Here is a 23,615-nt window from a genome sequence, read left to right as displayed (position 1 = left end):
CGCGCCACAGGGGTCATGATCGCGGTGCTCCGCGTTGGTGTTGCACTGATGTGGATCCAGAATGTCGCCTGGAAGATTCCTCCGGACTTCGGCCGATCACAGGAGAACGGGCTGTACTTCTGGGCGAGCCAGGCGGTCGCCCATCCTGTTCTGCCGCCCTACTCCTCACTCGTCGAAGCCGTCATCCTGCCCAATATCGAGGTCTTCGGGTGGTTCACCCTCCTCGTCGAAGGCGGACTCGGGGCTTTTCTGCTCATCGGCCTTGCCACGCGTTTCTGGGCTGTCGTCGGCATCGGCCAGACCCTTGCAATCACGCTTTCAGTACTTTTCGCCCCGAACGAATGGCACTGGTCGTACTATCTCATGGCGCTTGCTCACCTCGCGATCTTCGCGACCGCAGCTGGGCGAAGCTATGGAATCGACGGTGTCCTTCGCCAGCAGTGGGTGCAATCCTCAGGGCGCGCAGCCCGACTGATGATGAGGCTGTCATGAGGCGATCACCAGCCGGCTCGAGCGCCTTCGACCGCGGTAGCGTTCTTCTCGGCCTGGCCTCACTTGTGTTTGCGGGCTTTGTGTTCGGCGCCCAGCTTCCGACCGAATTCGACTTCCTGCACATCGGGGCAACCGGTGCTGTCGTTCTACTTGTGAGTGGCGCACTCGCCATCGCCGGCGGTACCACGCGGCGCCCCGCGCTCTACACTGCCGCCGGTGTTCTGCTGACCGTCGCCGCGCTCGTCCAACTCGCAGGGCTCGCAGCGTCTTTCAGGCCGCTGGGCGGCGACGCCTCCACCATGGCGGTCACCGGTGGTCTCGGCATCGGGCTTCTCATGCTCGCCCGCGCTGTCCGTTCGCCCATTCGCACCCACGATTACGACGAAAGGTAAGCCTCAATGAACCTGAATTCACGCGTTCAGCCCGTGCTCGACGTTGCACGAACTCACGCCCACGCAGTGGATGCCGACGGGCGTTTTCCACATGAGGCCGTGGCGGCCCTGCGCGAGTCCGGTTTGCTCGGACTCACTCTGCCCACTGAGGTTGGTGGTCTTGGTGCGGGGCCACGCGAGCTCGTTGAGATCATCAGCCAGCTTGCGGGAGCGTGCGGGTCGACCTCCATGATCTATCTGATGCATGTGAGCGCTTCCATGCCCGTCGCAGCCGCACCACCAACGGGGATGCCCGCACTCCTCGAGGATCTCGCCAGCGGTCGCTCTCTTGCCTCCCTCGCTTTCTCTGAAGCGGGTTCCCGCTCACACTTCTGGACTCCGGTGTCGCGCGCGACCTCGACGTCAGACGGAATACATATTTCTGCGAAAAAGAGTTGGGTGACCTCCGCAGGCCACGCGGATGTCTACATCATCTCCACCGGGACTGCGGATGCCGACACCGTCGACCTATTCGCAGTCCCGGCAGATAGCCCGGGCGTCAGCGTCGACCGGCCGTGGAGCGGTATGGGATTGCGGGGGAACTCCTCGAGCCCGATGACCATCGACGTGGATTCTTCCGAGGGGTGCCGTCTCGGGACGGCCGGTAGCGGATTCGATCTCATGATGAGTTCTGTTCTGCCGTGGTTCAATCTCGGCAACTCGGCTGTGTCCATCGGGCTCAGCCGTGCGGCCGTCGACGCAGCGGTGAGGCATACGGTGGGAACCCGGCTGGAGCATCTCGACCACAGCCTGTCAGCGCTACCGACAATTCGGGCGCAGTTGGCGAAGATGTCAATCGATCTCGCGAATGCGAGCGCGTACCTTGATCGGGCCGCCGGTCGCGTGGCTGACCCGCAGGAGGATACTCCCCTATTCGTGCTCGGCAGCAAGGCATCCTCGAACGATGCCGCACTGCGAATTACGGATGCCGCGATGCGCGTCTGCGGCGGTGCGGCGTTCTCGGAGCACCTGCAAATAGATCGGTACTTTCGCGATGCCCGCGCGGGCCACGTGATGGCTCCGACATCCGATGTGCTCTATGAGTTCTACGGCAGGGCGATCACTGGCCGCCCACTTTTCGACGCCCCAAAAACCGCCGCGGCACCCCCCGCGCAAACTCGTGAGACGGCCTCTACGGGAGCTGCAGCATGAGTGCGCCCCTGATCATCGGCTCCGTTGCGTACTCTCCCAATGTCGTACCCATCTGGGAAGGGATGCGGGACTACTTCGCCGAGACCTCGACGCCGATCGACTTCATGTTGTTCTCCAACTATGCGAGTCTGGTGGATTCCCTCATCGCGGGAACGATCGATCTCGCTTGGAACACCAATCTGGCCTGGGTGCGCACCGTCGCCCAGACGGATGGAGCATGCCGTGCACTCGCATCCCGGGATACGGACCTCGTGTTCCAGACGGTGTTCGTCGCCCGAGCCGGCAGTGGTTTCACCGGGCTGGAGAGTCTTCGTGGACGTCGACTTGCCCTGGGGTCGCGCGATTCAGCGCAAGCCGCCATCCTTCCCGTGCATTTCTTGCGTGAGGCGGGGATCGGCGAGACGGATGTCGATCTCACTCGCATCAATAGCGATGTCGGGAAACACGGTGATACGGGCAGGAGCGAGCTCGACGCCCTTCGCGCGGTGCTCGAAGATCGGGCGGATGCTGCGGCGATCGGCATCAACACGTGGCAGGCGATCGGTCGCGGTGAGCTCCTCCCCGGCGCGTTCGAGTCCTTCTGGATCTCCCCCGAGTACAGCCACTGCACCTTCACCGCCATGCCGTCGCTGACGATCGACCGGTCGGACGAGTGGGTGGCAAACCTTTTCGCGATGGACTGGGAGAACCCCGAACATCAGCGAATCCTTGAGATGGAAGGCCTGCGGGCGTGGGTGTCGCCGAAACTTGACGGGTATGCCTCGCTCATCGCGGCCGTGCGGGAACAGAAAGTATCAGACCGATGGTGACCGCAAGCCCGCCGGTAGGCGCGGGCCTGCTCCTCGACCTGGTCGAGAACTTGAGCCGGGTGGCAACAGGTCGTACGGCTTCTGTCGACTTCGGGACATGCGATCGGGACGCCGCCCTGGGACTCATCGCAGCGTGGTGCCTTTCGACTGGGAATGAGATCGTCAGCATGGAGGGGTCGGCCATCACCGTGCTCCGCGGCCGCTCGCCTGACCTGCTCGCCGGCCTCGATCCCGGTCAGCTCCCAGGATCCCGGATCTGGGTGTACACCAACTTCGATTGCAATCTGGCTTGCGACTACTGCTGCGTTCGGTCGTCTCCGAAGGCAGCGCGGCGAGGAATCGGAATCGATCGAGTCCGGCAGATCGCGCACGAGGCTACAGCTGCCGAGGTCAAGGAGCTCATCCTGACCGGCGGAGAGCCGTTCTTGCTGAATGACCTCGATGATTTGGTCAATGCCTGCACGAACAAACTGCCCACGACGTTGCTCACCAACGGCATGCTTTTTCACGGCAGGCGGCGCGAGCGCCTGCGTCGGATGGACAGCTCCCAGCTCGTGCTGCAGATCAGTCTCGACTCTGCCACACCCGAGATACATGACAGCCACCGCGGCTCCGGGTCCTGGGCCAGGGCCGTCGCGGGCATCCGAATCGCACACGACGAGGGATTCCGAGTGAAGGTCGCAGCCACTTTGCCTTCCGACCAGATGCACGAACTCGAGCCGTTTCACGCCTTTCTCGATACTCTCGGTATCCTGCGGGACGACCAGGTAATCCGCGCACTCGCCCACCGCGGAGTCGCTGAGACCGGCATAGAACTGACCGTTGACTCGCTCATACCCGAGGTGACGATCACCGCCGACGGCGTTTACTGGCATCCCGTGGCCGCCGACCACGACGATCAATTCGTAACGAGAGACATCTTCCCGCTTGCCGATGCGATCGCTGAAGTGACCCGCCGATTCATGGAGCATCGCCGTTCCGCCAACGCAATCTCGGAATGGTTCCCCTGCGCGTGACCGTATCGGCTCGGCGAGCATCCGTGTGGTCTCGGTTCAAACGGGCGACCCCTTCGGGGTGACGACCACCTTGCCGAGCGCACGCCCCTCCCCCACGTAGGCGAGGGCCTGCGGCACCTCGTCGAGCGTGAAGGTGCGGTCGATTCGGATGCGCAGGTCGCCGGCGACACACAGTTCGGAGGCCGGCAGGAAGTGAGCCGGTCCCTGCCTGACGGCGAGGACACCCATCCGGCGCCCGGTCAGCCGGCCGAGCACCGCGCCGATCATCCCGACCCCGAGCAACGTCGGCACTGCACCGCCAACGCAGAAATAGCGGCCGCCCGGAGCTAGCGCCCGCCGGTAGGCGAAGACAGATCGGTGGGCCACGAGATCGAGCACGAGGTCGAACGGTTCGAGTCTCGTGAAGTCTGAGCGGCGATAATCGACCACGTCGTCTGCGCCGAGCTCGCGAAGGTAGTCGAGTTTGCCCGCATTGTCGACGCCGGTCACGTGCGCCCCGGCGAGGGCGGCGAGCTGGATCGCGAACGTTCCCGATCCGCCACCGGCGCCATTGACCAGGACCCGTTGGCCCGGTCGCACCCGAGCCGTGCCCTGAAGCGCAATCGCGCCTGCCTGCGGCAGGGTCGAGGCCTGAGCGAACGTCAATTCCTCCGGCTTGTGCGCCAGCATCCCGTCGGCAACCACCGCATACTCGGCGAAACCGCCCATCAGGGCAAGGTTGTCGCCGTACACCTCATCGCCGACGCGGAACCGGGTCACGCCGCCGCCGACCGCGGCAACCCGACCGGCAATATCGGAACCGAGGACCCGTCGCTTGGGGGCGCGAAGTCCCCCGATCCGGGCGTACAACGGTGACCCCAGCAATCCCTCCCAGTCCGAGAGATTGACGGATGTCGCGACCACCTCCACGAGCACCTGGTTCGCGCCAGGCGATGGAACCGTCAGGTCCTCGATCCGCAGCACGCCGGGCGGGCCGTACCGGTCGTAGACGACGGCCCTCACGCCGATCGGCCTCTGAACCTCACGCGCGGGGAGTTCGTCATGCACGCCAGTGTAGGCCCGGGTGCCCTCCTGTTTACGGGAGGACGTGCCCAGCAGTCGTGAAGAGGCGGTACCACTCCTCACGGCTGAGCGGAATTTCGGACCCTGCGGCAGATTCCACCACTCGCGCGGGCTTGGTCGTCCCCAGGACAACCTGAATGTTGGCCGGGTGCCTGGTGATCCAGGCGACCGCGATCCCCGTCGGCGTGACCCCGTGGGCGGCGGCGATGTCATCGAGGGCGTCATTGAGCGGGCCGTAATTCTCCCGGTCGCCCACGAACACGCCGTCGAAGCTGCCGCTCTGGAACGGCGACCAGGCCTGCAGGGTGATGTCGTTCAGTCTGCTGTACTCGAGGAGCCCGTTGTCCCGCACAACCGACTGCTCCAGCCCGGCCATGTTGGCTGCGACTCCCTGAGCGATCAGCGGCGCGTGGGTGATGCTCAGCTGCACCTGGTTGAAGGCCAGCGGCTGGTTGACCGAACGCTTGAGCAGTTCGATCACCCCGGGCGTCTGGTTGGAGACACCGAAGTTGCGCACCTTCCCCGCGGCGTGCAGCGCGTCGAACGCCGCAGCAACATCCTCGGGCTCAACCAGAGTGTCCGGACGGTGCAGCAGCAAAATGTCCAGGTAGTCGATATTCAGCGCCGCGAGAGACTCGTCGACCGAGCGGAGGATGTGCTTCTTGGAGAAATCGAAAAAGCCTTGACGGATGCCGACCTTTGACTGAATGATGACCGCCTCACGCTCTGCGTCCGTGAACGTGACCGCGTCACCGAACCGCTTTTCGCAGCCGTGCGCGCCACCGTAGATATCGGCGTGATCAAAGAAATTGATGCCGGCATCCCGAGCAGTGCCGACAAGAGCGCGAATCTCTCGATCGTCCATGTCCGAGATCCTCATCATGCCGAGGATGACATTGGATGCCTGCAGATTTGTCCGGGGAGGGTTGAATATCTTCATCAAACCATCCTGCCCCACTTCAAATTTCTCAAACGGCACTCATCTTGGGTTATCGCATAGTGCGTTGTGAACCGATCTTCTCGAAGCAGGCTTCCTCAGATAGATCGACGGCGTTTGCGGGCGAGGAGAAGTCCCGTCAGGAAGAGCAGAGTCGCAAGAATTATCGGTTGGCCAGAGTCGGCGCCCGTGACTGCGAGAGATCGACCAGCATCGACTGGCGGGCCGACTACCACGCCTGCTACCACGCCGACCTTCACTGTGACAGTGGCGGTGTCGCAATTGCCGTCAACGTCACAAACTTTGTAGGTGAAGGAGTCGGTGCCGGTGTAGCTGGAGTCGGGCGAATAGGTTACCTCTCCGGCATCAGGGTCAACATCGACGGTGCCGTGGCTGGGTCCGGCAACGATCGAGACCGAAGTCGGGTCAAGATCACCATCACGGTCAGTGTCATTGCCGAGGACATCGACGACTACTGGTTTGCCGGTAGTCGTGGTCACGTCGTTGTCTGCAGCAACTGGTGGCGTACTGGTTGCCGGAGGAGCCGTAACCCTGACTGTGACGATTGCGGTGTCGCAACGGTCTGTGGTGTCGCAGATCTCATACGTAAACGTATCGGTCCCTGTGTACAACGAGTCCGCGGTGTATCTGATCTCACCAGAAACAGGGTCGACCGAGACGGCACCGTGTGATGGCGCCACAGTCACCGACACGGTCGTGACATCGAGATTTCCGTCGTCGTCCGAATCGTTGTCCGCGACATCAAACACCAGGGTGACACCGGAGACGGCCGGCGAGCTGTCATCAACAGCCATCGGCGAAGACGGAACCACCGGTACCACCGGAACTGCCGTGACGTTGAAAGTCACCGTGGCGGTGTCACACACCGATCGCCCATCACAAATGCGGTACTCGAACGAGTCCGAGCCAACATACGACCCCGACGGCGTGTACGTGACAACACCCGTGGTCGCGTTGACCGACGTCGGGCCGTGAGCGGACGGCGTCGTCACCACGACGGAGGTGAGATCCAGGTCGCCATCAACATCCGTGTCATTCGCCGGAACATCAACCGTCCGGGCCACCCCAGAAGTCACCGCAAACGGCCCATCATCAACAGCCACCGGCGAAGACGGAACCACCGGTACCACCGGAACTGCCGTGACGTTGAAAGTCACCGTGGCGGTGTCACACACCGATCGCCCATCACAAATGCGGTACTCGAACGAGTCCGAGCCAACATACGACCCCGACGGCGTGTACGTGACAACACCCGTGGTCGCGTTGACCGACGTCGGGCCGTGAGCGGACGGCGTCGTCACCACGACGGAGGTGAGATCCAGGTCGCCATCAACATCCGTGTCATTCGCCGCAACATCAACCGTCCGGGCCACCCCAGAAGTCACCGCAAACGGCCCATCATCAACAGCCACCGGCGAAGACGGAACCACCGGGTTCGTGGCGGTGACGGACTTGGTATACGTGCCGAGATCGGAGTTGTAGTGGTATGAGGAGCCCGAATAGTCGTAAATGTTTGCATTGACGAGACCGGTACCTGGAGCTTTTACCAAGGCCGTGACCGTGACCACAATCGAGTTGCCGCCTGCCTTGCCCGTCCCTAGACAGGACCGATAGGACCCACTTGTCGTAACCGGGTCCCATGTGCACGCGTCAGCGTAGAAACCGGCGGTCGGCGGCCCGCCGGCACCTGTTTCTGGCTGCGTATAGGTGCCAATCACGGACAGGATTTCAAAAATGGTGCCGTCAAGCGAGGGCCCAGCGGACAGTTGCTCGTAACCCTGCGTGGCAGTCTTTCCCGTCAGCGAGTAGCTAACTGTCTGACCAACAACAACATTTGTCGGTCCCGTCACGGAGGTCACTGCATTGCGGTTTTGAGAGACGAGCTTCTCTACGTAAATCTCGCGTGTCGTCGGGGTGCTCACTGTCGTGACTCCCGGGGCCGCAGCCGAAATCGTGAAGCCACGTTTGGCGTTGTAGGCCGCCGCATTGCGTGTGATCTCGACCGTCCACCACAGCTTGGTGCACGAATTCGCAGCGATAGAGGGAACACTCTTTGTCGAAGTGCTGTCGAGATTGATGTAGGTATTGGCAGTCGTCCAATTCCATGCCACGTCAACACCGGTAACTGCCGTGCCGGTTACGTTGCATACCTCGGCACCAACCGAAAACTGGTTGGGCCCTGACGTGACACTGTTGCTGTCCAACCCGACGACGTTCCACTCGGTGGGGGTGATCGTTAGCGAGTTAGTGGCGGCAGAAGCAGGTGAAACGCACACAGCGAGAATAATGGCGCTCAGGGCAGTGATCGCACCAACACGAAATTTGACAGGAATCAAGACAGGGGCCTTTAGCTAGTCGGGTTTCTCGAAGGTGCAAGTTCCTCCGAGCAAGACCATGCCACCGCTAGGTGTCGGTGGCGAGATCTTGAAGATCCTGTCAATAGGGGTCCGGACTGTACATACCCCAGTTAGGGACTGTGCGGCTGCCGGATTGAGCCAAACACATCGCATCCTGCAGAATTGGACCATGACCCCGCTCCCCCGCAGCACCCCCGAAGCCGAGGGAATCTCCTCCACCGCCATTCTCGATTTCGTCGCCGCGGCGGAGCAACTGCTCGAGAGCCTGCACAGCCTGATGGTCGTTCGACACGGCCGCGTCATCGCTGAGGTCTGGTGGTATCCCTTCGCGGCGCAACATCCGCACCTCATGTTCTCGGTGAGCAAGAGCTTCACCTCGACCGCCGTCGGGCTGGCAATCCGTGAGGGACTGCTCACGCTCGACGGCCTCGTCGTCGACCTGCTCCCCGAGGACCTGCCCGCCCAGATCGACCCCCATCTGGGGGCGCTGAACGTGCGCCACCTGCTCACCATGACCACGGGGCATCCGACCGACACGGTGTCGCTCGCCGACGACTCGCACGGCGACAACTGGGCGCGCACCATCCTGGCCCAGCCCCTCGAGTTCGCGCCGGGCACCCACTACGTCTATAACAGTGGCGCGAGCTACCTGCTTTCGGCGATCCTGCAGCGGCTCACCGGAGAGCGCTTGCTCGACTACCTCACCCCTCGACTGTTCGAGCCGCTCGGCATCGTCGGCGCCACCTGGGAGAGCTGCCCGCGCGGAATCGATGCCGGCGGCTGGGGGCTCGCCCTCACGACCGAGCAGCTCGCGACCTTCGGCCAGCTGCTGCTGCAACGCGGCGAGTGGAACGGCACGCAACTCGTTCCGGTGGAGTGGATCGACGAGGCCACCTCGGCGCAGGTGGACACGTCGGGCACCGACCACGACTTCGACGGCCGCCAGGGCTACGGCTACCAGTTCTGGTTGAACCGGCCGACCGGCTACCGGGCCGAGGGTGCCTTCGGCCAGTTCTGCCTGGTGCTGCCAGAAACGGATGCCGTGATCGTGCTGACCTCGGCGCTCCCCACCGCGCAGCGCGCCCTCGACCTCGTCTGGGAACACCTGCTGCCCGCGTTCAGCGACCAGCCGCTCGCCGAAGTGTCGTCCGGTCTCGCCGAGACGCTGGCGTCCCTAACCCTGCCGACCGTCATCGGCGACGCCACGTCACCGACGGCGGCGCGGGTGGCCGGCATCCGCTTCGACTTCGACGATCCGGGGGTGACCGCGGCGACTCTCGAGCCGGGTCTGCTCACGATCATCCGTGGCGGTGTGAGCACGCCGCTGGCCTTCGGGTACGGCGAGTGGTTGGCGTCCGCGGATGCCCAGGTTCTGGCGAGCGGCGCGTGGGTCTCCCCCGGCACTCTGGTCGTGCGGGCGCACGACGTGGGCACGCCGTTCACGCGCACGTACACGCTCGAGTTTCGGGATGACGCGTTGACGCTTGACATTGACCAGAACGTTGCGTTCAGGGAACTGCCGCCCACTCACCTGGTCAGCCGCTAACACGGACGTGCCCCGCCCTCTGGCTTCTTCAGATCGGCTCCAGCCCAAGGCGCGACTTCAGTCACCAGAGCCGTTTCGACAGAAGTCAGTGATTCATCAGGTATCGCAGCCGATGCCGTCACCGTCGCGGTCGAGTTTGGGTGCGTAACCCGGTTCTCCCGCGTACAGCGGTGCCGCTCCCGCAGCGCGCACAGCGTCGCAGTTCGCGTAGGTGACCCCGACAGGTGCAGGTGCAGGTGCAGGAGCCGGAGCGGGTGCAGGAGCCGGAGCGGGTGCTGGAGCAGGAGCCGGTGCCGGTGCCGGAGCCGGTGCCGGCGGGGCAATAACAACCGGAGCTGGTGCCGGCGTGAACGAGGAGGTCAGTGCCATCTCACCACTGCAGGAGCCGAGGATGCTGGTCATAGCGTCGTGCTCAGCCTGAGTGACCCACAGACCATACGTTGCTTTGACGGACACCTGACGTGCGACGTAGCCACAGCGGATTGCTTTGTTCGACGGCAACCAGGTGGCGGTATCGCCATCGCCCTTTTGCGCGTTGGAGCGACCATCGACGGCGAGGAGATTCATGGGATCGTTCGCCAGAGAAACGCGCTGAGCCTGAGTGAGCTGCTGAGCGCCCGTCTGCCACGCATTCGAGAGAGCGACTACATGGTCGATCTGGACCAACGCTGACGTGTCCTGACCCCGAACGAAGGCGATTGGCGTGGCGGTGTACGGCGAGACGAAGTAACCGGTCATCACTCGACAGGTCCCCGACTTGGTCGTAGGGCTCAAGTCTCGAGCGAGGATGTCGTTACGGGTGTCACATCCGTTGCGGTCCACGTCGATCCAGGCGGAGCCGAACATGCCGGTGCGCTCGTAGCCGGTCTTCGCTGCCTTGCCTTTGACGGGGATGGTTGCGAGGAGCGCGAGCGCCGTGGTGTCGGTGGAGCTGGTGTCAGCGGTGACGACTGATGCGACCTCAATCGGAGCGGAGACGATCGAGGGGTCAACCGGTGCTTCTTCGGAGAATTCCGTTCCCGGTGATCTGGTCGGGGTAGGGGTTGGGCTTGGGGTTGCACTCGGTATCGCGCTAGCCGTGGGCTGCTCGGAAACAGCATTATCAACTGCGCCGGGCGCCGCAGCAGCGACCCCACCTGAGATGAAGAGGATCAGGCTGGCAGCCACCGCGATCGCAGTTGTCTTGCGGACTGATATGGATGCCCACGGTCGGCGACCAGAGGTCGCGTACACACCCGTCACGAGGGCAGCCATTCCCAGGATGACGAGAATTGCGGGGAATCCACCGAGGATGGCGTACATCAGAGCGAAGAAAGCGACCAACCCGCCGAGGATCCAGGTACTGAGGTTCGGCTTGGCCCCCTTCTTTTCGGCGGTCGACGGCCCGTCGATAAGGGTCTTGGCCGGCTCCGGTTTCTTCTTGCCAAGTTTCATCATCTGATCCCCCATTTCAAAGCGCTCGACGAGAGTGCAGACACGCCTATTTGAAACGTACTGGAGGCAGGGATTGGCCGATCAGCAGGCGAACACCCCAGAACGGGGAACCAGCAAGTTCCAGTTACACAACGCTCGGTATGAATCCCCGCAGATAGGCGCGAAGTGCTGGATCGCAGACGTAGACGTAAGTCCCCCGGATGCCACGGGTCAGAAGAACCGCATAGATGTTGGTAATGAACCGCAGAAGGTCGTCGTCGGTGTACTTCTTGCCGAGGACGTCGTTGTTCTCCTTGCCCTTCTTGTCGAAGTACGAGCCCCGATCGATGACCAGCTTGCTCACCCTGGCGTCGTAGCAAAGGTCCGGGCCGATGATCACGCCGGCGTAATTGAGGTCATACCCCTGCACGGTATGGATCGAGCCCACTTCGTCCACGGACTTCGGTGAGGCAATCCAGTCGGTCTGCGTGCTGTTCCAGCGCAACTGACAGTCGCCGACCTCAATGTCAAACGCGGTCTTGTCGGTCTTGGTCTTCCAGGCCCACGCGTAGCCGGCGAGCAAGCGTGAGAGGCCGACCTCGGCATCCCTGCGACGGATCTCCGCGCGCATCTCCACAAGGCTGTCGAACAGCCGAAAGTCGTAGCCCTCGAAAACCTCGGGAGCCACGGCTTGCGGCCTGCTGATCGCGGTCGTCGCGTCGAGAATGCGCCTGACGTAGCCGACATAGTCCGAACCCGCCTGCACTCGCATTTGCGACATCAGCGGATAGTGACGTTTCGTGAGGCGCGCTTCGAGAACGAGGCTGTTCAGCAGTTCTGCCGGCACATCGGCCGGGCGCACACTTTGCGCCGCGTCCAGCAGGAAAATCTGATGCTTGCTCTTCGCGGTGATCCAATCGAGCTGGGTCTTCGTCTTGTCGTCGCTCCCGAAGAGCTTCTGGGTGATGAGGCTGAAGTTCCTGTTTTGGACACCGGAGGGTTGATTGGCTCGTTGGTTCAGCCGGTGGGATTCGTCGACGATGAGCAGGTCGAAGTCTTCCTCGGCGAATCCGACCTCGAACGCGGTCATGACCATCTCCGGCCGAAGCCCCGGCGTCTTGCGGGACACCTTCTTGATCGACTCACGCAGCGACTGCTGCGGCACCACCAGGCCGATCCGGATGTCGGTGAGAAGCTCCCGATAGCCCGGCAAGAAGAATTCGGAGAACAGGGAGTCGCTGTCCACGTCAACGCCGGGCGTCAAGGCCGCAATGTCGGCGAGCAGCTTGAGCAGGTAGATGGCGACCACGGTTTTGCCAGTGCCCGGGTCACCCTGCACGACGATCGTGCTGTCAAGGCCGGCCTCCAGATCTTCGAAGAGCCCCTCGAGGATGCCGTCGACGGCGACGGCCTGGTCCTGCGAGAGCGCCTTGAACGGTGACAGCTTGAAGAGGTCGCTGTTTTCGATCTCCGGAATGCTCCGAGTGAAGACTCCGTCTCGCCGGAGTTCGTCGAACACCTCCCGGAAGGTCTCGCGGTACCGACCGCGGTCGTAGTAGTCCGCCTCGGTGATTCCGTCGTTGCGGTTCAGAACGCGATAGAAACCGTCACCGGCAAGCATCCGAATCAGGTAGGACTCCAGGTCAAGGCACACCGATTTGTTGAACGTGGCGTCAACGATGACCCGGACCGTGCTCAGGTGCTGCTTCTCGGACGATTCAAAGTGCCGGCGCATGCGCCCGGCCGCGTTGCGCGACTCCCCCACGTAGACGTCGTTGAGCCCGCCCCTGACCGCGGGCTTGCCGCCGGCTTTGGCATCGTCCAGAACGTACACGACCGGCCAGTTCGTGTTGCGGTGGTCGCGCGGCGCCCAGGCCCGGACCGCTTCTTTCGTGAAGTCGAGCCGCTCGATCTCAAAGTGCGTCATATTTGACGCTGCGCCCCCGGGCTTTGTCGACTGGATACTTCTCGCGGGTTTTGGCCAGCTTGTCGAGAACGATCTGGTTCGGATCGACTCCGAGGCGGTCGGCCAGCAGGATGCAATAGGTAAGCACGTCCGCCAGCTCATCGTGTACCCGGGCGGCGTCGGCATCCGCGTTCCACTGATAGCACTCGAGTAGTTCACCGGCTTCGATGGCGATGCTCTTCGCCAGGTTCTCGGGACTGTGGAACTGCGCCCAATCACGCTCGGCGACGAAGGCTGCGATTTCGTCGCGGACTGAAATTTCGTCCATGACGCAAACCTAGCAGTGTGCGTTCCTCCCGATTTTGTCGTCGGCCGCCAAGCCTGTCGGCGCAGCCATGCCGCTGGCGAACTGCATCCTGCTCACAAACGCATCTTGTGAGTTCGGGTCCCCAGCACATTGGGGCGGGTCCGGAAACCCCGGCGCGCCGGCACGGCGCGACCCGACCGCTACCCCTCGAACCCGAGCTCCGCGGATCCGCCAACCACATCCCGGCCCCCCAGCGGCTGCGTCGGCCGGGCGTTATGACTATGTGCGCCCTCGAGAATGCCGAGCTGCTCCGCCGACATCGAGATGGACGTGCTCATCACGACCCACTGCACATCCTCGGTGCACGGCGGCGTGGTCAGGCTTCCCGAGTACTCGTAGTTCTCCAGCGACCGCGGCAGCACGGCCGCGATATCCATTGTCACGTCCTCGTCGTCAGCCAGATGCGTGGCCGCGTCGATGAACGGCGCCAGGGCATCGGATGTCTGCCCCTCGGTTACGAGGATGCCCAGCACCAGTGGCTTGCCAGCCGCATCCGCGTGCACCAGGTGCAGCTCGGCCGCCGCCGGCTGGCCGTTCACGGTGTGCTCCGATGGCACGTGGGCGTGCATCTGCTGCAGACTGTACTCGTCGCCGGCGAAAGTCAGGGTCTCGCCCTCGCCGTCGGCCTCGAACTCCACCGCGTGCCCGGTGTCAAACACATCGGCCTCCGCGTCCTCCGCGCTCAGCTGGATGACCGAGCTCGGTGCGGGCACGGTCGCGGGCAGGTCGATCGGGGACTGGGCGGTGCCCACGCCGCAGGCCGCGAAGCCGGGATCCAGCTCCGCCCACGATGCCGGGCCGCTCGCGCCGTCGTACGACCAGTGCACCGGCTCCGCCACCGGTGGCTTGCTCGATTCCGTCGCGGGCTGGGCGCAGCCGACAAGGGTGATGGCGGCCACCGTGAGAGCTGAGGTGACGAGCCAGGGTCGTGCGGACATGGGAACTCCTAGAAAACGGCAGAGAAAAACGCCACACCGAACATGTGGCGTGACCACTCTCGTGACAGAGCCGCCTTCCCGAATTATCCTCTCGCTGCAGCCGGCCTACGCTCATCGCCGATCTCCTGCAGTGCGAAAGCACCACGCCTGAAATCCCCGCGCCCCTGCCGGACATCCCTCAGTATGAGAGTTGTGACCGACACCGATCGCGAGAAGCGGATGCGTAACCTCGTCGTGCTCGTCGTCGACCCTGTGCGCCGCTACCTGCACCGCCGCACCGACGCCGCGACGGCCGACGACGTGATCGGCGACACCCTGCTGGTGTGCTGGCGCCGCCTCGACGAGGTGCCCGACGACCCGCTCCCCTGGGCGATTGTCGTCGCTCGACAGTGCCTCAGCAACGCTCAACGCGCCGAGCGCCGGCGCATCCGTCTCGTCGGCCGCATCATTGCCGTCGACCCGCCGCCATCCGCTGCGGACGAGAACCCCGCAGCAGCCACCGTCGATGGTGCCGCCGAGGCGGCCCGCGTGACCACCGCCCTCGCCGGCCTGCGTCGAAACGAGGCCGAAATCCTGCGGCTGTGGGCGTGGGACGAGTTGACGAGCCCGCAGATTGCCGTCGTGCTCGGCATCAGCGCGAACGCAGCGGCGATCCGCCTGCACCGTGCGAAGGCGCGCCTCAAGCAGGAGTTACTGAAATCCGGCGACCCGACCGGACATGTACGGTACGACGAAGGGAGCGACGATGCACGACGATGACCGTGCGCTGCGCGATCAGCTGCGCGCCGCCGATCCGGCCCGCACGCTACCCCCTGCCTCGCCGACATGGCTCGACCACAGAATGGAGCAGATCATGACCGACCAATCCCGTGACACCACGACCGTCACCCCTACGGCGCCGCGACGCGCCTTCCGGCGGCGGATGCCGGTGGTCGGCGTCGCCGCCGGCCTCGCCATCGCCGCCGCAATCGTCGTGCCCCTCGTCGTCGGCGGCCCGGAACCCACCGTCGAGGCGCTCCAGCCTCCCCTGGGCGGAGGCCTCGCGAGCGGCAGCTGCCTCAGACTTGAGCCGGCGACCGTCGCGGCGCAGGAGCAGGCCTTCGCCGCGACGGTGCTGCAGATCCAGGGCGACACCGTTCTTCTAGAGGTCACGGAGCGCTTCGCTGGCGACGTCGCCGACCGTGTGGAGGTAACGCAGGTCGACGCGATCACCTCCGATTTCTCGGGCGTGCCCTTCGAGGTCGGCCAGAGCTACCTCGTCGGTGCAGTCGATGGAACGATCACCGGCTGCGGCGTCACCGGGGCCGACAGTGCCGAGCTCCGCGCGGTCTACGACGCGGCGTTCCCGGGCTGATCCACGCCTGCGAGAGCGGATGACGGGACCGGTTCGGAATCGTCCCATCTGGTTTCGGACCCCGCGGCGGTCAGTGCGACCGTTGTGTCGCGCCCCGGAAGAAAACGAGTTTGCCGGAGCGATCGTGGCTCACTGCTGCGGGATTATCTGCTGGGCGCAGTGCAGAAGGCAGGCAGGCAGGCGGGCAGGCAGGCATTCGACCCTCAGCTTCCAGTGTCACAAACTTCAGCTTGTGGAGCATTTGTCCGACGGCCTGTTGGACAAATGCGCGACGGTCTGCCTTCGGCACCGAGATCACGTACGCGCGTGTGTCCGCGACCGATTCGATTTTCGTGCTGATTAGATGAGGAAATGGTTGAGCATCACGCGCTGTCATCCGCGCCCAAACTGATTCCAGGCGATCGGGTCGCTATTCTGTCGCCTTCGTTCGCCGCTCCCGGATTCGCGCCAGCGGTCCACGAGCAGGCGATGCGCCGACTCATCACGGCAGCTGGACTTGTCCCCGTGGAGTATGCCACCACCCGCCGACTGGGCGCCACACCCGAGGATCGTGCTGCTGACATCAATGCGGCGTTTGGTGACCCCACGATCCGTGCGATCCTCTCGACCATTGGTGGCGATGATCAAATCACCGTAATCCCTCACCTTGATGCGAAACTTGCCGCAGCAAACCCCAAGATCTTCCTGGGCTACAGCGACAACACCCATATCCTGAACTGGCTCTGGTCACTCGGAATAGTCGGCTTCTACGGCGGGTCGACGCAGGTGCACCTCGGGCCCGGACCGCAGATCGACGACGTCCACCTCGCTTCGCTCAGGGCGGCACTGTTCACCGGCGGAGAACTGAACATTTTCGAGCCAGGAGAGTCGGAGGACTTCGGCCACGACTGGCTGTCCCCGCGGGCCCTGACCGAGTTCGGCGCAAGAGAACCCACAGAACCGTGGACCTGGGCCGGGCCGGAACGCGAGGTCAACGGTCGCACCTGGGGCGGTTGCATTGAAGTTGTCGACCAGATGGCGATGGCTGACCGTCTGCCGCCACTGGCAGATCTGGCAGGGACAATCCTGATCCTCGAGTCCAGCGAAGAATTACCACCAGCCGTGTGGGTGCAGCGATGGATACGCTCCCTCGGAGAGCGGGGCATCCTCAATGCAGTGGACGGTGTCATCGTTGCGCGACCTCCCGTCAGCAGCCCTGAGGTTCTCCCAACCGCGGAAGAGCGTGCGCGCCGTCGCGCCGCGCAACGTAATGCGGTTATCAGCGAGATCACGCGCTACAACCCGGAGGCCGTGATCTGCGTCGGTGTGCCCTTCGGTCACACCCGCCCACAGTGGATCCTGCCGTACGGCGGGCGAATTCGCCTCGACGGTCGCGCGCGGACGGTCACCGCGAACTACAGCTGACAGTTCCCTTGGTCCGAGGACAAGGACGGTGGCGCCCAGAGCTCGCTTAGCGCTACTTGCCGTGTGGCGGATTGGCGCTCTATAGATGGGTGAGTTGCGCCAGCAGATTCTCAGCCACACTGAAGATGCTGCCGACCGAGGAGAGAGTGACGATCCCAGCAACACCCCAGAACCAGTAGCGGTCACTACGACCCGCTTTCATCCGGTTAAACGCCAGCCACCACGCCGCCACCGTCGCCAAGGTGGTGGCGATTACGGTACCGAAGGCCATCCGTACGAAATCTGCTCCGTCTGGTGCATCCCAAGAGGTGGTCGCGAGCACAATACAGAGTGGAACGACGATCATCCCCACGAACCCGATGAGCACCGGAGACACAGCACGTCGTATCTGAGCACTTGTCGGAGTTGTCATGTGGTGAGTCTCGCAGGTCTCGCCCTTGTAGACGACGGAATCGCTCCAGCGATCCACAGGGGTTCGTTCTGCGCACAGAGCTTGCACGCGCAATACGCTCAACAACATGGATATGCGCCAACTCACCGATGAAGACCGGGAACTCATTGCGAAAGCGGAGGAGGCTATTGATGCCAACGCGGACGTTGAAGGTGGGGTGCACACAGTCGGAGCTGCTGTTCGGGATGCTGCGGGGCGTATCCACGTGGGAGTCAATGTCTATCACTTCACGGGTGGGCCCTGTGCTGAGCTCGTCGCGCTGGGAACGGCACGAACATCTGGGGCGCGCGAGCTAACGGCGATTGTGGCCGTGGGCGACAGCGGTCGCGGTGTGAAAGCCCCATGCGGCCGCGATCGCCAAGTCCTTGCCGATTACCACCCCAACATTCGGGTTATTGTCCCCACACCGATGGGGGTCCGAAATGTGTCAATCACCGACTTGCTGCCGTTGGGATTCGACTGGCTAGCCGAAGAGAAAGCGGCCGCTGAAGCGGCGACGGGTTTGATTGCGCGGTAGCTCGTCGAAAGGGGGATCCACCCCCGGTAGGCTCTCGATCACAACCATATGGGGGACAAGTTATGGATCTTGCTATCGCCCTTGGCGTGGCATTCGCTTTGGGCGCTGGAGTCATGTTTTGGTCTTTTCCCGTCGCGAAAGAAGTAAAAATAGCACCGCCACGGTTGCGGCGTCGTGGTTCACGACGAAGAGGCTCAGCACAGAGCCCGTGAGAGTCCGGCTTACAAACAGTCAGCACCCCGTTGCGGCGCAGTGCTCACAACCTCCCCCTGGCCTGGGCCCGTTCTCGACTCGACCGGAGAACGGGCCTTCCTTTGGCGGATCACAAGCCCAGGTCACAAAGGGCGAGACACTTGCTTAACGCAGTTACGGCTGTCAGCGACGGTTGAAAAGTAGGCCAAGAACGGCGGATATCCGTGTCCGAGAATACGGCCACCGGATGCTCCGCACGGCGGAGTTGGACTTCCACGTACACGTTCTTCCGCCAGAGACCACTGAGCAGATCGACTACCTCGACCTCCGCGACTGGCTCCGGGTCAGCGCGGCTGACCGTGCACTCTACGAATCCACTACGCCGACGCCAAGAGTGCAGTCATCCAGCAGATACTGACCCATGCACGCAACTGGCGAGCAGGACAGCCCACCAGCTGAACCGTCCCCACGGACCCACGTCCCGGCGACGGTTCCACCGATGCAACGGTCGCGGATCTGGTGCGGGGTGTTTTCGTGGCGGGCGGCGAGTAGCTTGTTGCTGTGGATGAGCTGTTGGCGGATCGTGTGACTGTGCCGGATACTGTCGGGCTCCCGTTCCATGTCGGCCGTGACTTAGCCGCCGAGTTTGGCGTCACTCTCGCTAACCCCGATCCTGATGGGCCGCCGATCGGTGGCCTCGCGTGGCCAGGGTTGTTCTACATCACGTCGCAGAACCCCCCTCCGCGCACTGAGCTTTACCTTTGACTCCGTCACAGTCGAGATCGTTGGCTATGGCGAGGCGGACCGCGATTCGCTTCGCCAGTACCTCAGAGCAAGTCCACCGTTTGACGCTCAGGGCGGACGTTCGCTAGATCTATTTGCCGGCTAGAAGAGCGAAATATCCCGGAATCTGCTGCGAAAGACCGGTGGATTTCATCGGGACCACTTCGATGTTCACCGGCCCGTCCGCGATCAACTGCCAGTCCGAATCCGAAAATGTGCGATGCCGTTCCTGGGCGCCGAAACGCCCGGGGCGGGGCAGGTTTTCCAGGGCGCTCTGCAACTGCCGGGGTATGCTTCGCGGCGTGGCGCCCAGCTGCTGCAGGTAGGCGAGGCTGTTTCCTTGGAAGTTGGTTTCGGCGAGTAACACCCGGCCGCTGCGCCCGATGACGGTTCGCAGGTTGGCAGCCAAGCTGGACTGCTTGTCGGGTTTCAGGACGTGAAAAACTCCGCGGACAAAAACGTTGGCAGGCCCTATCCGCTCCAACAGGTGCTCTCCCGCACCTACTTCCGCAGCATCCATGACCATGAAGTCGGCGTTCTGGACGCCTTCAGTTTCCGTCCTCGCCAACTCGACCGCGCCGGTTGAAACATCGATGCCGAGCACGCTTGGAAAAAGACCAGCAAGCCAGCGGGTGTAGGTGCCGTTGCCACACCCGACGTCAATCACCGGAAGAGCCGGATCAAAGTGGGCTACGACGGCGTCGGAGTACTGCGCATGCTCGGTCCGGGATCCGGAATCCCACAGCACGTCTCCAGAACGGCCGGTGGTGTGGATTCCGCGCCAGTACCCATCCCACGCGGCCGCCGGGTCTCTCGGCACCCGGGAAGTGAGGCGTACTACTGTTGGAACAAGCAGCATCTGTTCCCAAAGCTTTGACATGCCCTAACTCTACCGACGCTGCGCGAGACCCCGGAGCCGAGCCAGTACCTTCGCGGGCGGCAGCGGGTGACTGTAGTAATAGCCTTGCCCGTAAAGGCAACCCATGGCCTGCAACTGGATCGCCTGCTCGGCGGTTTCGATGCCTTCCACGATCGCTTTCAGTCCCGCAGAGGAAATCAGCTGAAGAATGGCAGCAATGAATTTCAGCTGCTGCGGGTCCGAGCCCATGTCCTGAATCAGGGATTGGTCGACCTTCACCGTGTCCGCGGGAAGCGACCGGAGATAGCTGATGGACGAATAGCCGGTACCGAAGTCGTCAATTTGCAGCCCCACGCCCATGTCCCGCAGCCCGCTGAAGACCTGTTCTTCCGCCGTTCCCCTGGACATCAACACGGTCTCGGTGATCTCCAAAACCAAACGCCGCGGAGGCACGTGATGCCGGTCCAGCGTATCCCTGATGTCCTCCAGCAGATCGCTGCGAAGCAGTTCGGCGGCGGAAAGATTGATGTGCAGACGGAAGTCCGTCAGGTCAGGTGCGGTTTCGCTCCAGCGTCTCATCTGGGCGACTCCTTCATGCAGCACCCACCGCCCCAGCTCTAGGATCAGGCCGGTTTCTTCCGCGATGCGGATGAAGCTGTCCGGCATAATAATTCCGCGCACGGGATGATGCCACCGAAGGAGGGCTTCGATGCCTATGACCCTGCCGGAGGCCAATTCGACCACCGGCTGGTACCGCAGTGCCAGTTCGCCGCCGGCAACAGCGCTACGCAGTTCGGCGGTTATGCGTGAGCGTTCCCGGACAGCATCGAGCATATCGGGGTGGAAGAGCTGGACGTTGTTGCGACCCTGCTCCTTCGCCTGATACATGGCGATGTCAGCATCGCGCAGCAGCGCCTCGGCCGGATACCCCGGCGTGCCGATGCAAACCCCGATGCTGGCCATTGCCCAGACCGTTTCGGTTCCGACACGCACACTGTCCTGCAGTTGCTCGGATGCCCGGTGTGCAATTTGCAGGATCTCTTCTTCCGTGGCCTCAGTGATGACGATGGCAAATTCATCCCCACCCAGACGGGCCACTGTATCGGCAGCCCTGACGGCGGACCGGAGACGCTTGGCAACCTCGACCAACACGGCGTCACCGGCACCATGGCCCAGAGTGTCATTTATGGCCTTGAAAGAATCCAGATCCAGCACCAGCACGGCCGGGGCTTTCCCGCTGTCCGCACTGGCCAGGATTGCCTCCTGGATCCGCTCGTTGAGCAGGGTCCTATTCGCAAGGCCTGTTAAGGCATCCGTCTTGGCCATCTGTTCCAGCTCAGCCTGCGCTCGCCCTAACATGGCCGTACGGTCGGCAACCCGCCGTTCCAGATCCGAATAAATATGGTCAAGTTCCTCCGCGAGCAGGTTGACACCCGTGATGACAGCATCGATGTCATCCCTACGATCCGAAGTTTTCATGCGTGTGTCCAGCTCACCGGCAGCCAACCGGACAATGCCCTCCACCAACTGCTGCAGGCGCGGGTCCTCAGCGGCCTTTCCCGAGCTCATGACGTCCAAAGGTGCAATCCACGACGGGAAGTCTGGCCCTTTGCAGACCCCGGCTGAAGAACTGGCAACTGCCCCGGGGTCGCCCTGAATCGATCTGTCACGTCCTGAATCCTGCGGTCACCAGCAACCTCGGATGTGGGCCCACTATCGATACTCCGCCAAGAGGAGTACCCACCCGAAGGCGCCTGCCAGCCCGACGGGCGGTCGGTAACCCTGCCGGTTGGCCGGAACGTGTCGGGAACCGCCACCGGCGGTTCCCCGCTCGAAGGAGAGACGCCCGGTGTGGCCCTCATCGCGGCAGGCAGCACTTCCCGGCGCTCACGCACGGGCACTAAGCCAGGCCAAGGCCTCGCTGCGCGATGTAAAAAATTGAGTCGGACAAGGCGGGACGTGCACACCGAGGAAGAAGTTCGCCAGGACCCGATCTACAGGCGATTCGCCTAACAGAGCAATGCGTGAGGCGCTGCAAGGAATGGACCAAACAGCCCTGGCCTCGCGGCTAACCGAACCGACTGCTGCCATATCGACGAGCATGGGATGCTCTTCCTGCTGGCAGACCTCGTTGACTTTCGCCATCGCGGCCCGAGCGTCCTCGACCTGAACGTGGACCCCGGGCAGCCAGCGCAGATGGAGAAGCCCGCCATCAGTCATTTCAATGCTGAGCTTTGCCTCGTTTGCAGCGACCGGATCCACCACCACGTGTCCTCCCCCGAGCACGCCGCCGAACCATTCAGCCGCTCCTCAAAGGTACTCGGGTTCATCGATTTCTCCCGTCACGAGGACGGTAAGTTGCAGGCCGAGAGCGGTTCTTGCCTCTGCAGGCACGGAGGATGCAATCAATTAGCGAGTATCCAAATGCCGGGTCCAATACCGATCAGGTATGCAGATTACCGATCTCACAGCGGCCCTGAACGTATTACGACTGAGCGACCTCTCACGGGACATCCGAAGCTCCTACACGGCAAAAAGCTGGGGCCTGTCTCCCGACGTAGCTGTGGGCGGAGTGGCCCCGGGCTGCTCCCCAAGGTTCGCTTTTGTTTATCGCGGATCGATTGTTGGTCACGACGCCAGATGCAGAATCGAAGGTTACGCCGGTCGACTTGACGAACGAGTATCCGAACGGTGACGTCGTGAGCTACGTTACGACCGCCTACCTCTGCCGCCTTGCCGAGGAACTGCCAGTCCTCGAAACGGAGGAGTCGACCGCTGTCGGCTGGTTCTTTCCCCTCCAGATCAACAGCTCGATCGGTTCGAATAGGTAGATCGAGTCATTGACGACATCGGGCCCAGCTTGAACGGGCTCGATTCAGCCCAAACGGTACCCTCTCACGCGATCACTGAGGAGACAGCAGCCTGGACATCACGTTTACCGCGCTCGACCTGGCAGCTGACCACGCTGCACTGATGCAGTTCATGATGTCTGACGAGTTCCCCTTCCACGTGAACGCCAGACCGTCCCGCACGGATCTCGAGCGAAAGACCTCCGAGGGAGCATGTGGCGGCCCCGTTCACGCGGGCTTCTGGGTCCAGTCGGAATCCGAAGGGCGCGTAGGCCTCGTGATCCTCGAAGACCTCCTCGACGACGCACACTTGTTCGACCTGCGGCTATCCGCGAACGCTCGGGGCCGCGGGTTGGGCGCGCCCATTCTGCAGGCCCTCACCGCCGATGTATTCAAGCGATGGCAATCGATTCGAGGGGCAGACCCGCGAAGACAACATCGCGATGCGTAAGACTTTGCGTCGCTCAGGGTCATCAAGGAAGCTCACTACCGCGAGGGCTGGCCCGTGACCGGCGCGCGCCCGTTGGCATCAGCCGCCTAAGCGATTCCTCGTCAAGATTGGGGATCGGGCGAGACCACAAACCGCGTTTGGGCAGATCTCACCGTCTGAGGGATAAACCGTCGTGGACATAGCGACGTTTCACCTGGTGACTGCTTGACTGAGTATTAGCGCTCCTGGGGGCCACCGATATTGACGTTGGGGGCCACCGGTCGATGTGGCCGGTATCGTGTTTGGGGGCCACCGAATATTGCTGTTGG

At 63.0% G+C, this 23,615-nt stretch carries 23 protein-coding genes and 1 pseudogene; 13 read left to right on the top strand and 11 right to left on the bottom strand.

From position 1 onward, the window contains the following. Positions 1 to 15 precede the first annotated feature (15 nt). From E3O62_RS04640 to E3O62_RS04620, 6 genes and pseudogenes are all read left to right on the top strand, one after another. Entirely contained in the window at positions 16 to 492 is a 477-nt protein-coding gene (locus E3O62_RS04640) for a DoxX family protein (protein ID WP_198410594.1), read from the top strand. Continuing rightward, on the top strand, positions 489 to 884 hold the full coding sequence (locus E3O62_RS04635; RefSeq protein WP_134397695.1) for a hypothetical protein: 396 nt from the start codon (positions 489 to 491) through the stop codon (positions 882 to 884). The genes E3O62_RS04640 and E3O62_RS04635 overlap by 4 nt, the downstream gene beginning before the upstream one ends. Before the next feature lie 6 nt (positions 885 to 890). Then, a pseudogene (locus E3O62_RS17505) lies at positions 891 to 1,478 on the top strand (acyl-CoA dehydrogenase family protein); the annotation flags it as partial. Next, entirely contained in the window at positions 1,479 to 2,075 is a 597-nt protein-coding gene (locus E3O62_RS17045) for an acyl-CoA dehydrogenase family protein (RefSeq protein WP_241973321.1), read from the top strand. Beyond that, positions 2,072 to 2,884, top strand: a complete 813-nt coding sequence (locus E3O62_RS04625) for a phosphate/phosphite/phosphonate ABC transporter substrate-binding protein (RefSeq protein WP_134393601.1) — start codon at positions 2,072 to 2,074, stop codon at positions 2,882 to 2,884. Before E3O62_RS17045 ends, E3O62_RS04625 begins: the two co-directional genes overlap by 4 nt. Further along, positions 2,878 to 3,900: a radical SAM protein gene (locus E3O62_RS04620; RefSeq protein WP_134393602.1), complete on the top strand. Its 1,023-nt coding sequence runs from the start codon at positions 2,878 to 2,880 to the stop codon at positions 3,898 to 3,900. Before E3O62_RS04625 ends, E3O62_RS04620 begins: the two co-directional genes overlap by 7 nt. Before the next feature lie 36 nt (positions 3,901 to 3,936). Here the strand turns inward: E3O62_RS04620 and E3O62_RS04615 are convergent, their stop codons facing one another. From E3O62_RS04615 to E3O62_RS04605, 3 genes are all read right to left on the bottom strand, one after another. Beyond that, positions 3,937 to 4,947 (bottom strand): NAD(P)-dependent alcohol dehydrogenase, encoded by a 1,011-nt coding sequence (locus tag E3O62_RS04615; RefSeq protein ID WP_241973320.1) that lies wholly within the window; start codon positions 4,945 to 4,947, stop codon positions 3,937 to 3,939. A 28-nt stretch (positions 4,948 to 4,975) separates the two neighbouring features. Next, positions 4,976 to 5,902 carry an aldo/keto reductase family oxidoreductase gene (locus E3O62_RS04610; RefSeq protein WP_134397694.1) on the bottom strand — a complete coding sequence of 309 codons (927 nt, stop codon included), beginning with the start codon at positions 5,900 to 5,902 and terminating at the stop codon, positions 4,976 to 4,978. Positions 5,903 to 5,997: 95 nt separating this feature from the next. After that, positions 5,998 to 8,256: a tandem-95 repeat protein gene (locus E3O62_RS04605; protein WP_134397693.1), complete on the bottom strand. Its 2,259-nt coding sequence runs from the start codon at positions 8,254 to 8,256 to the stop codon at positions 5,998 to 6,000. A gap of 190 nt (positions 8,257 to 8,446) precedes the next feature. On the opposite strand from E3O62_RS04605, the gene E3O62_RS04600 reads away from it, so the two are divergent. Continuing rightward, entirely contained in the window at positions 8,447 to 9,823 is a 1,377-nt protein-coding gene (locus E3O62_RS04600; RefSeq protein ID WP_134397692.1) for a serine hydrolase, read from the top strand. Between the two features lie 96 nt (positions 9,824 to 9,919). Here E3O62_RS04600 and E3O62_RS04595 read toward each other — a convergent pair whose 3' ends face one another. The 4 genes from E3O62_RS04595 to E3O62_RS04580 form a co-directional block, all read right to left on the bottom strand. Further along, positions 9,920 to 11,260 carry a DUF1524 domain-containing protein gene (locus E3O62_RS04595; RefSeq protein ID WP_241973319.1) on the bottom strand — a complete coding sequence of 447 codons (1,341 nt, stop codon included), beginning with the start codon at positions 11,258 to 11,260 and terminating at the stop codon, positions 9,920 to 9,922. A 121-nt stretch (positions 11,261 to 11,381) separates the two neighbouring features. After that, complete coding sequence (locus tag E3O62_RS04590) at positions 11,382 to 13,163, bottom strand: DUF2075 domain-containing protein (protein ID WP_134397691.1); 1,782 nt, start codon at positions 13,161 to 13,163, stop codon at positions 11,382 to 11,384. Continuing rightward, positions 13,150 to 13,470 carry a nucleotide pyrophosphohydrolase gene (locus E3O62_RS04585; protein WP_134393607.1) on the bottom strand — a complete coding sequence of 107 codons (321 nt, stop codon included), beginning with the start codon at positions 13,468 to 13,470 and terminating at the stop codon, positions 13,150 to 13,152. Before E3O62_RS04585 ends, E3O62_RS04590 begins: the two co-directional genes overlap by 14 nt. 179 nt (positions 13,471 to 13,649) lie before the next feature. Then, complete coding sequence (locus E3O62_RS04580) at positions 13,650 to 14,447, bottom strand: carbonic anhydrase (protein WP_134397690.1); 798 nt, start codon at positions 14,445 to 14,447, stop codon at positions 13,650 to 13,652. 192 nt (positions 14,448 to 14,639) lie between these two features. Here E3O62_RS04580 and E3O62_RS04575 point away from each other — a divergent pair, with 192 nt between their 5' ends. The 3 genes from E3O62_RS04575 (at position 14,640) to E3O62_RS04565 (ending at position 17,205) form a co-directional block, all read left to right on the top strand. Next, positions 14,640 to 15,206: an RNA polymerase sigma factor gene (locus tag E3O62_RS04575; protein WP_134393609.1), complete on the top strand. Its 567-nt coding sequence runs from the start codon at positions 14,640 to 14,642 to the stop codon at positions 15,204 to 15,206. Then, the gene (locus E3O62_RS04570; protein WP_134397689.1) at positions 15,193 to 15,801 is read left to right on the top strand and encodes a hypothetical protein; all 609 of its coding nucleotides are present in this window, start codon (positions 15,193 to 15,195) and stop codon (positions 15,799 to 15,801) included. Before E3O62_RS04575 ends, E3O62_RS04570 begins: the two co-directional genes overlap by 14 nt. Positions 15,802 to 16,152: 351 nt before the next feature. After that, complete coding sequence (locus tag E3O62_RS04565) at positions 16,153 to 17,205, top strand: S66 peptidase family protein (protein WP_134397688.1); 1,053 nt, start codon at positions 16,153 to 16,155, stop codon at positions 17,203 to 17,205. Between the two features lie 79 nt (positions 17,206 to 17,284). On the opposite strand, the gene E3O62_RS04560 is transcribed toward E3O62_RS04565, so the two are convergent. Beyond that, the gene (locus tag E3O62_RS04560) at positions 17,285 to 17,617 is read right to left on the bottom strand and encodes a hypothetical protein (protein WP_134397687.1); all 333 of its coding nucleotides are present in this window, start codon (positions 17,615 to 17,617) and stop codon (positions 17,285 to 17,287) included. A gap of 106 nt (positions 17,618 to 17,723) precedes the next feature. Here E3O62_RS04560 and E3O62_RS04555 point away from each other — a divergent pair, with 106 nt between their 5' ends. Continuing rightward, complete coding sequence (locus E3O62_RS04555; protein WP_166784615.1) at positions 17,724 to 18,173, top strand: cytidine deaminase; 450 nt, start codon at positions 17,724 to 17,726, stop codon at positions 18,171 to 18,173. A 385-nt stretch (positions 18,174 to 18,558) separates the two neighbouring features. Continuing rightward, entirely contained in the window at positions 18,559 to 18,783 is a 225-nt protein-coding gene (locus E3O62_RS17500) for a GrpB family protein (protein ID WP_370448884.1), read from the top strand. Positions 18,784 to 19,239: 456 nt separating this feature from the next. Here the strand turns inward: E3O62_RS17500 and E3O62_RS04545 are convergent, their stop codons facing one another. The 3 genes from E3O62_RS04545 to E3O62_RS04535 form a co-directional block, all read right to left on the bottom strand. Then, positions 19,240 to 20,028, bottom strand: coding sequence for a class I SAM-dependent methyltransferase (locus E3O62_RS04545; RefSeq protein WP_134397686.1), 789 nt, complete (start codon positions 20,026 to 20,028; stop codon positions 19,240 to 19,242). A gap of 9 nt (positions 20,029 to 20,037) precedes the next feature. Next, entirely contained in the window at positions 20,038 to 21,576 is a 1,539-nt protein-coding gene (locus E3O62_RS04540) for a bifunctional diguanylate cyclase/phosphodiesterase (RefSeq protein WP_134397710.1), read from the bottom strand. A gap of 318 nt (positions 21,577 to 21,894) precedes the next feature. Next, positions 21,895 to 22,269, bottom strand: coding sequence for an STAS/SEC14 domain-containing protein (locus E3O62_RS04535; RefSeq protein WP_370448388.1), 375 nt, complete (start codon positions 22,267 to 22,269; stop codon positions 21,895 to 21,897). A gap of 437 nt (positions 22,270 to 22,706) precedes the next feature. On the opposite strand from E3O62_RS04535, the gene E3O62_RS17305 reads away from it, so the two are divergent. Beyond that, the gene (locus E3O62_RS17305) at positions 22,707 to 22,838 is read left to right on the top strand and encodes a hypothetical protein (protein ID WP_255573724.1); all 132 of its coding nucleotides are present in this window, start codon (positions 22,707 to 22,709) and stop codon (positions 22,836 to 22,838) included. Positions 22,839 to 23,615 lie beyond the last annotated feature (777 nt).

Source organism: Cryobacterium sp. TMT2-15-1 (assembly GCF_004402345.1).
Classification (GTDB): domain Bacteria; phylum Actinomycetota; class Actinomycetes; order Actinomycetales; family Microbacteriaceae; genus Cryobacterium; species Cryobacterium sandaracinum.
Note: the sequence above shows the minus strand (reverse complement) of the source record. Positions and strands in the feature narration are given on the sequence as shown.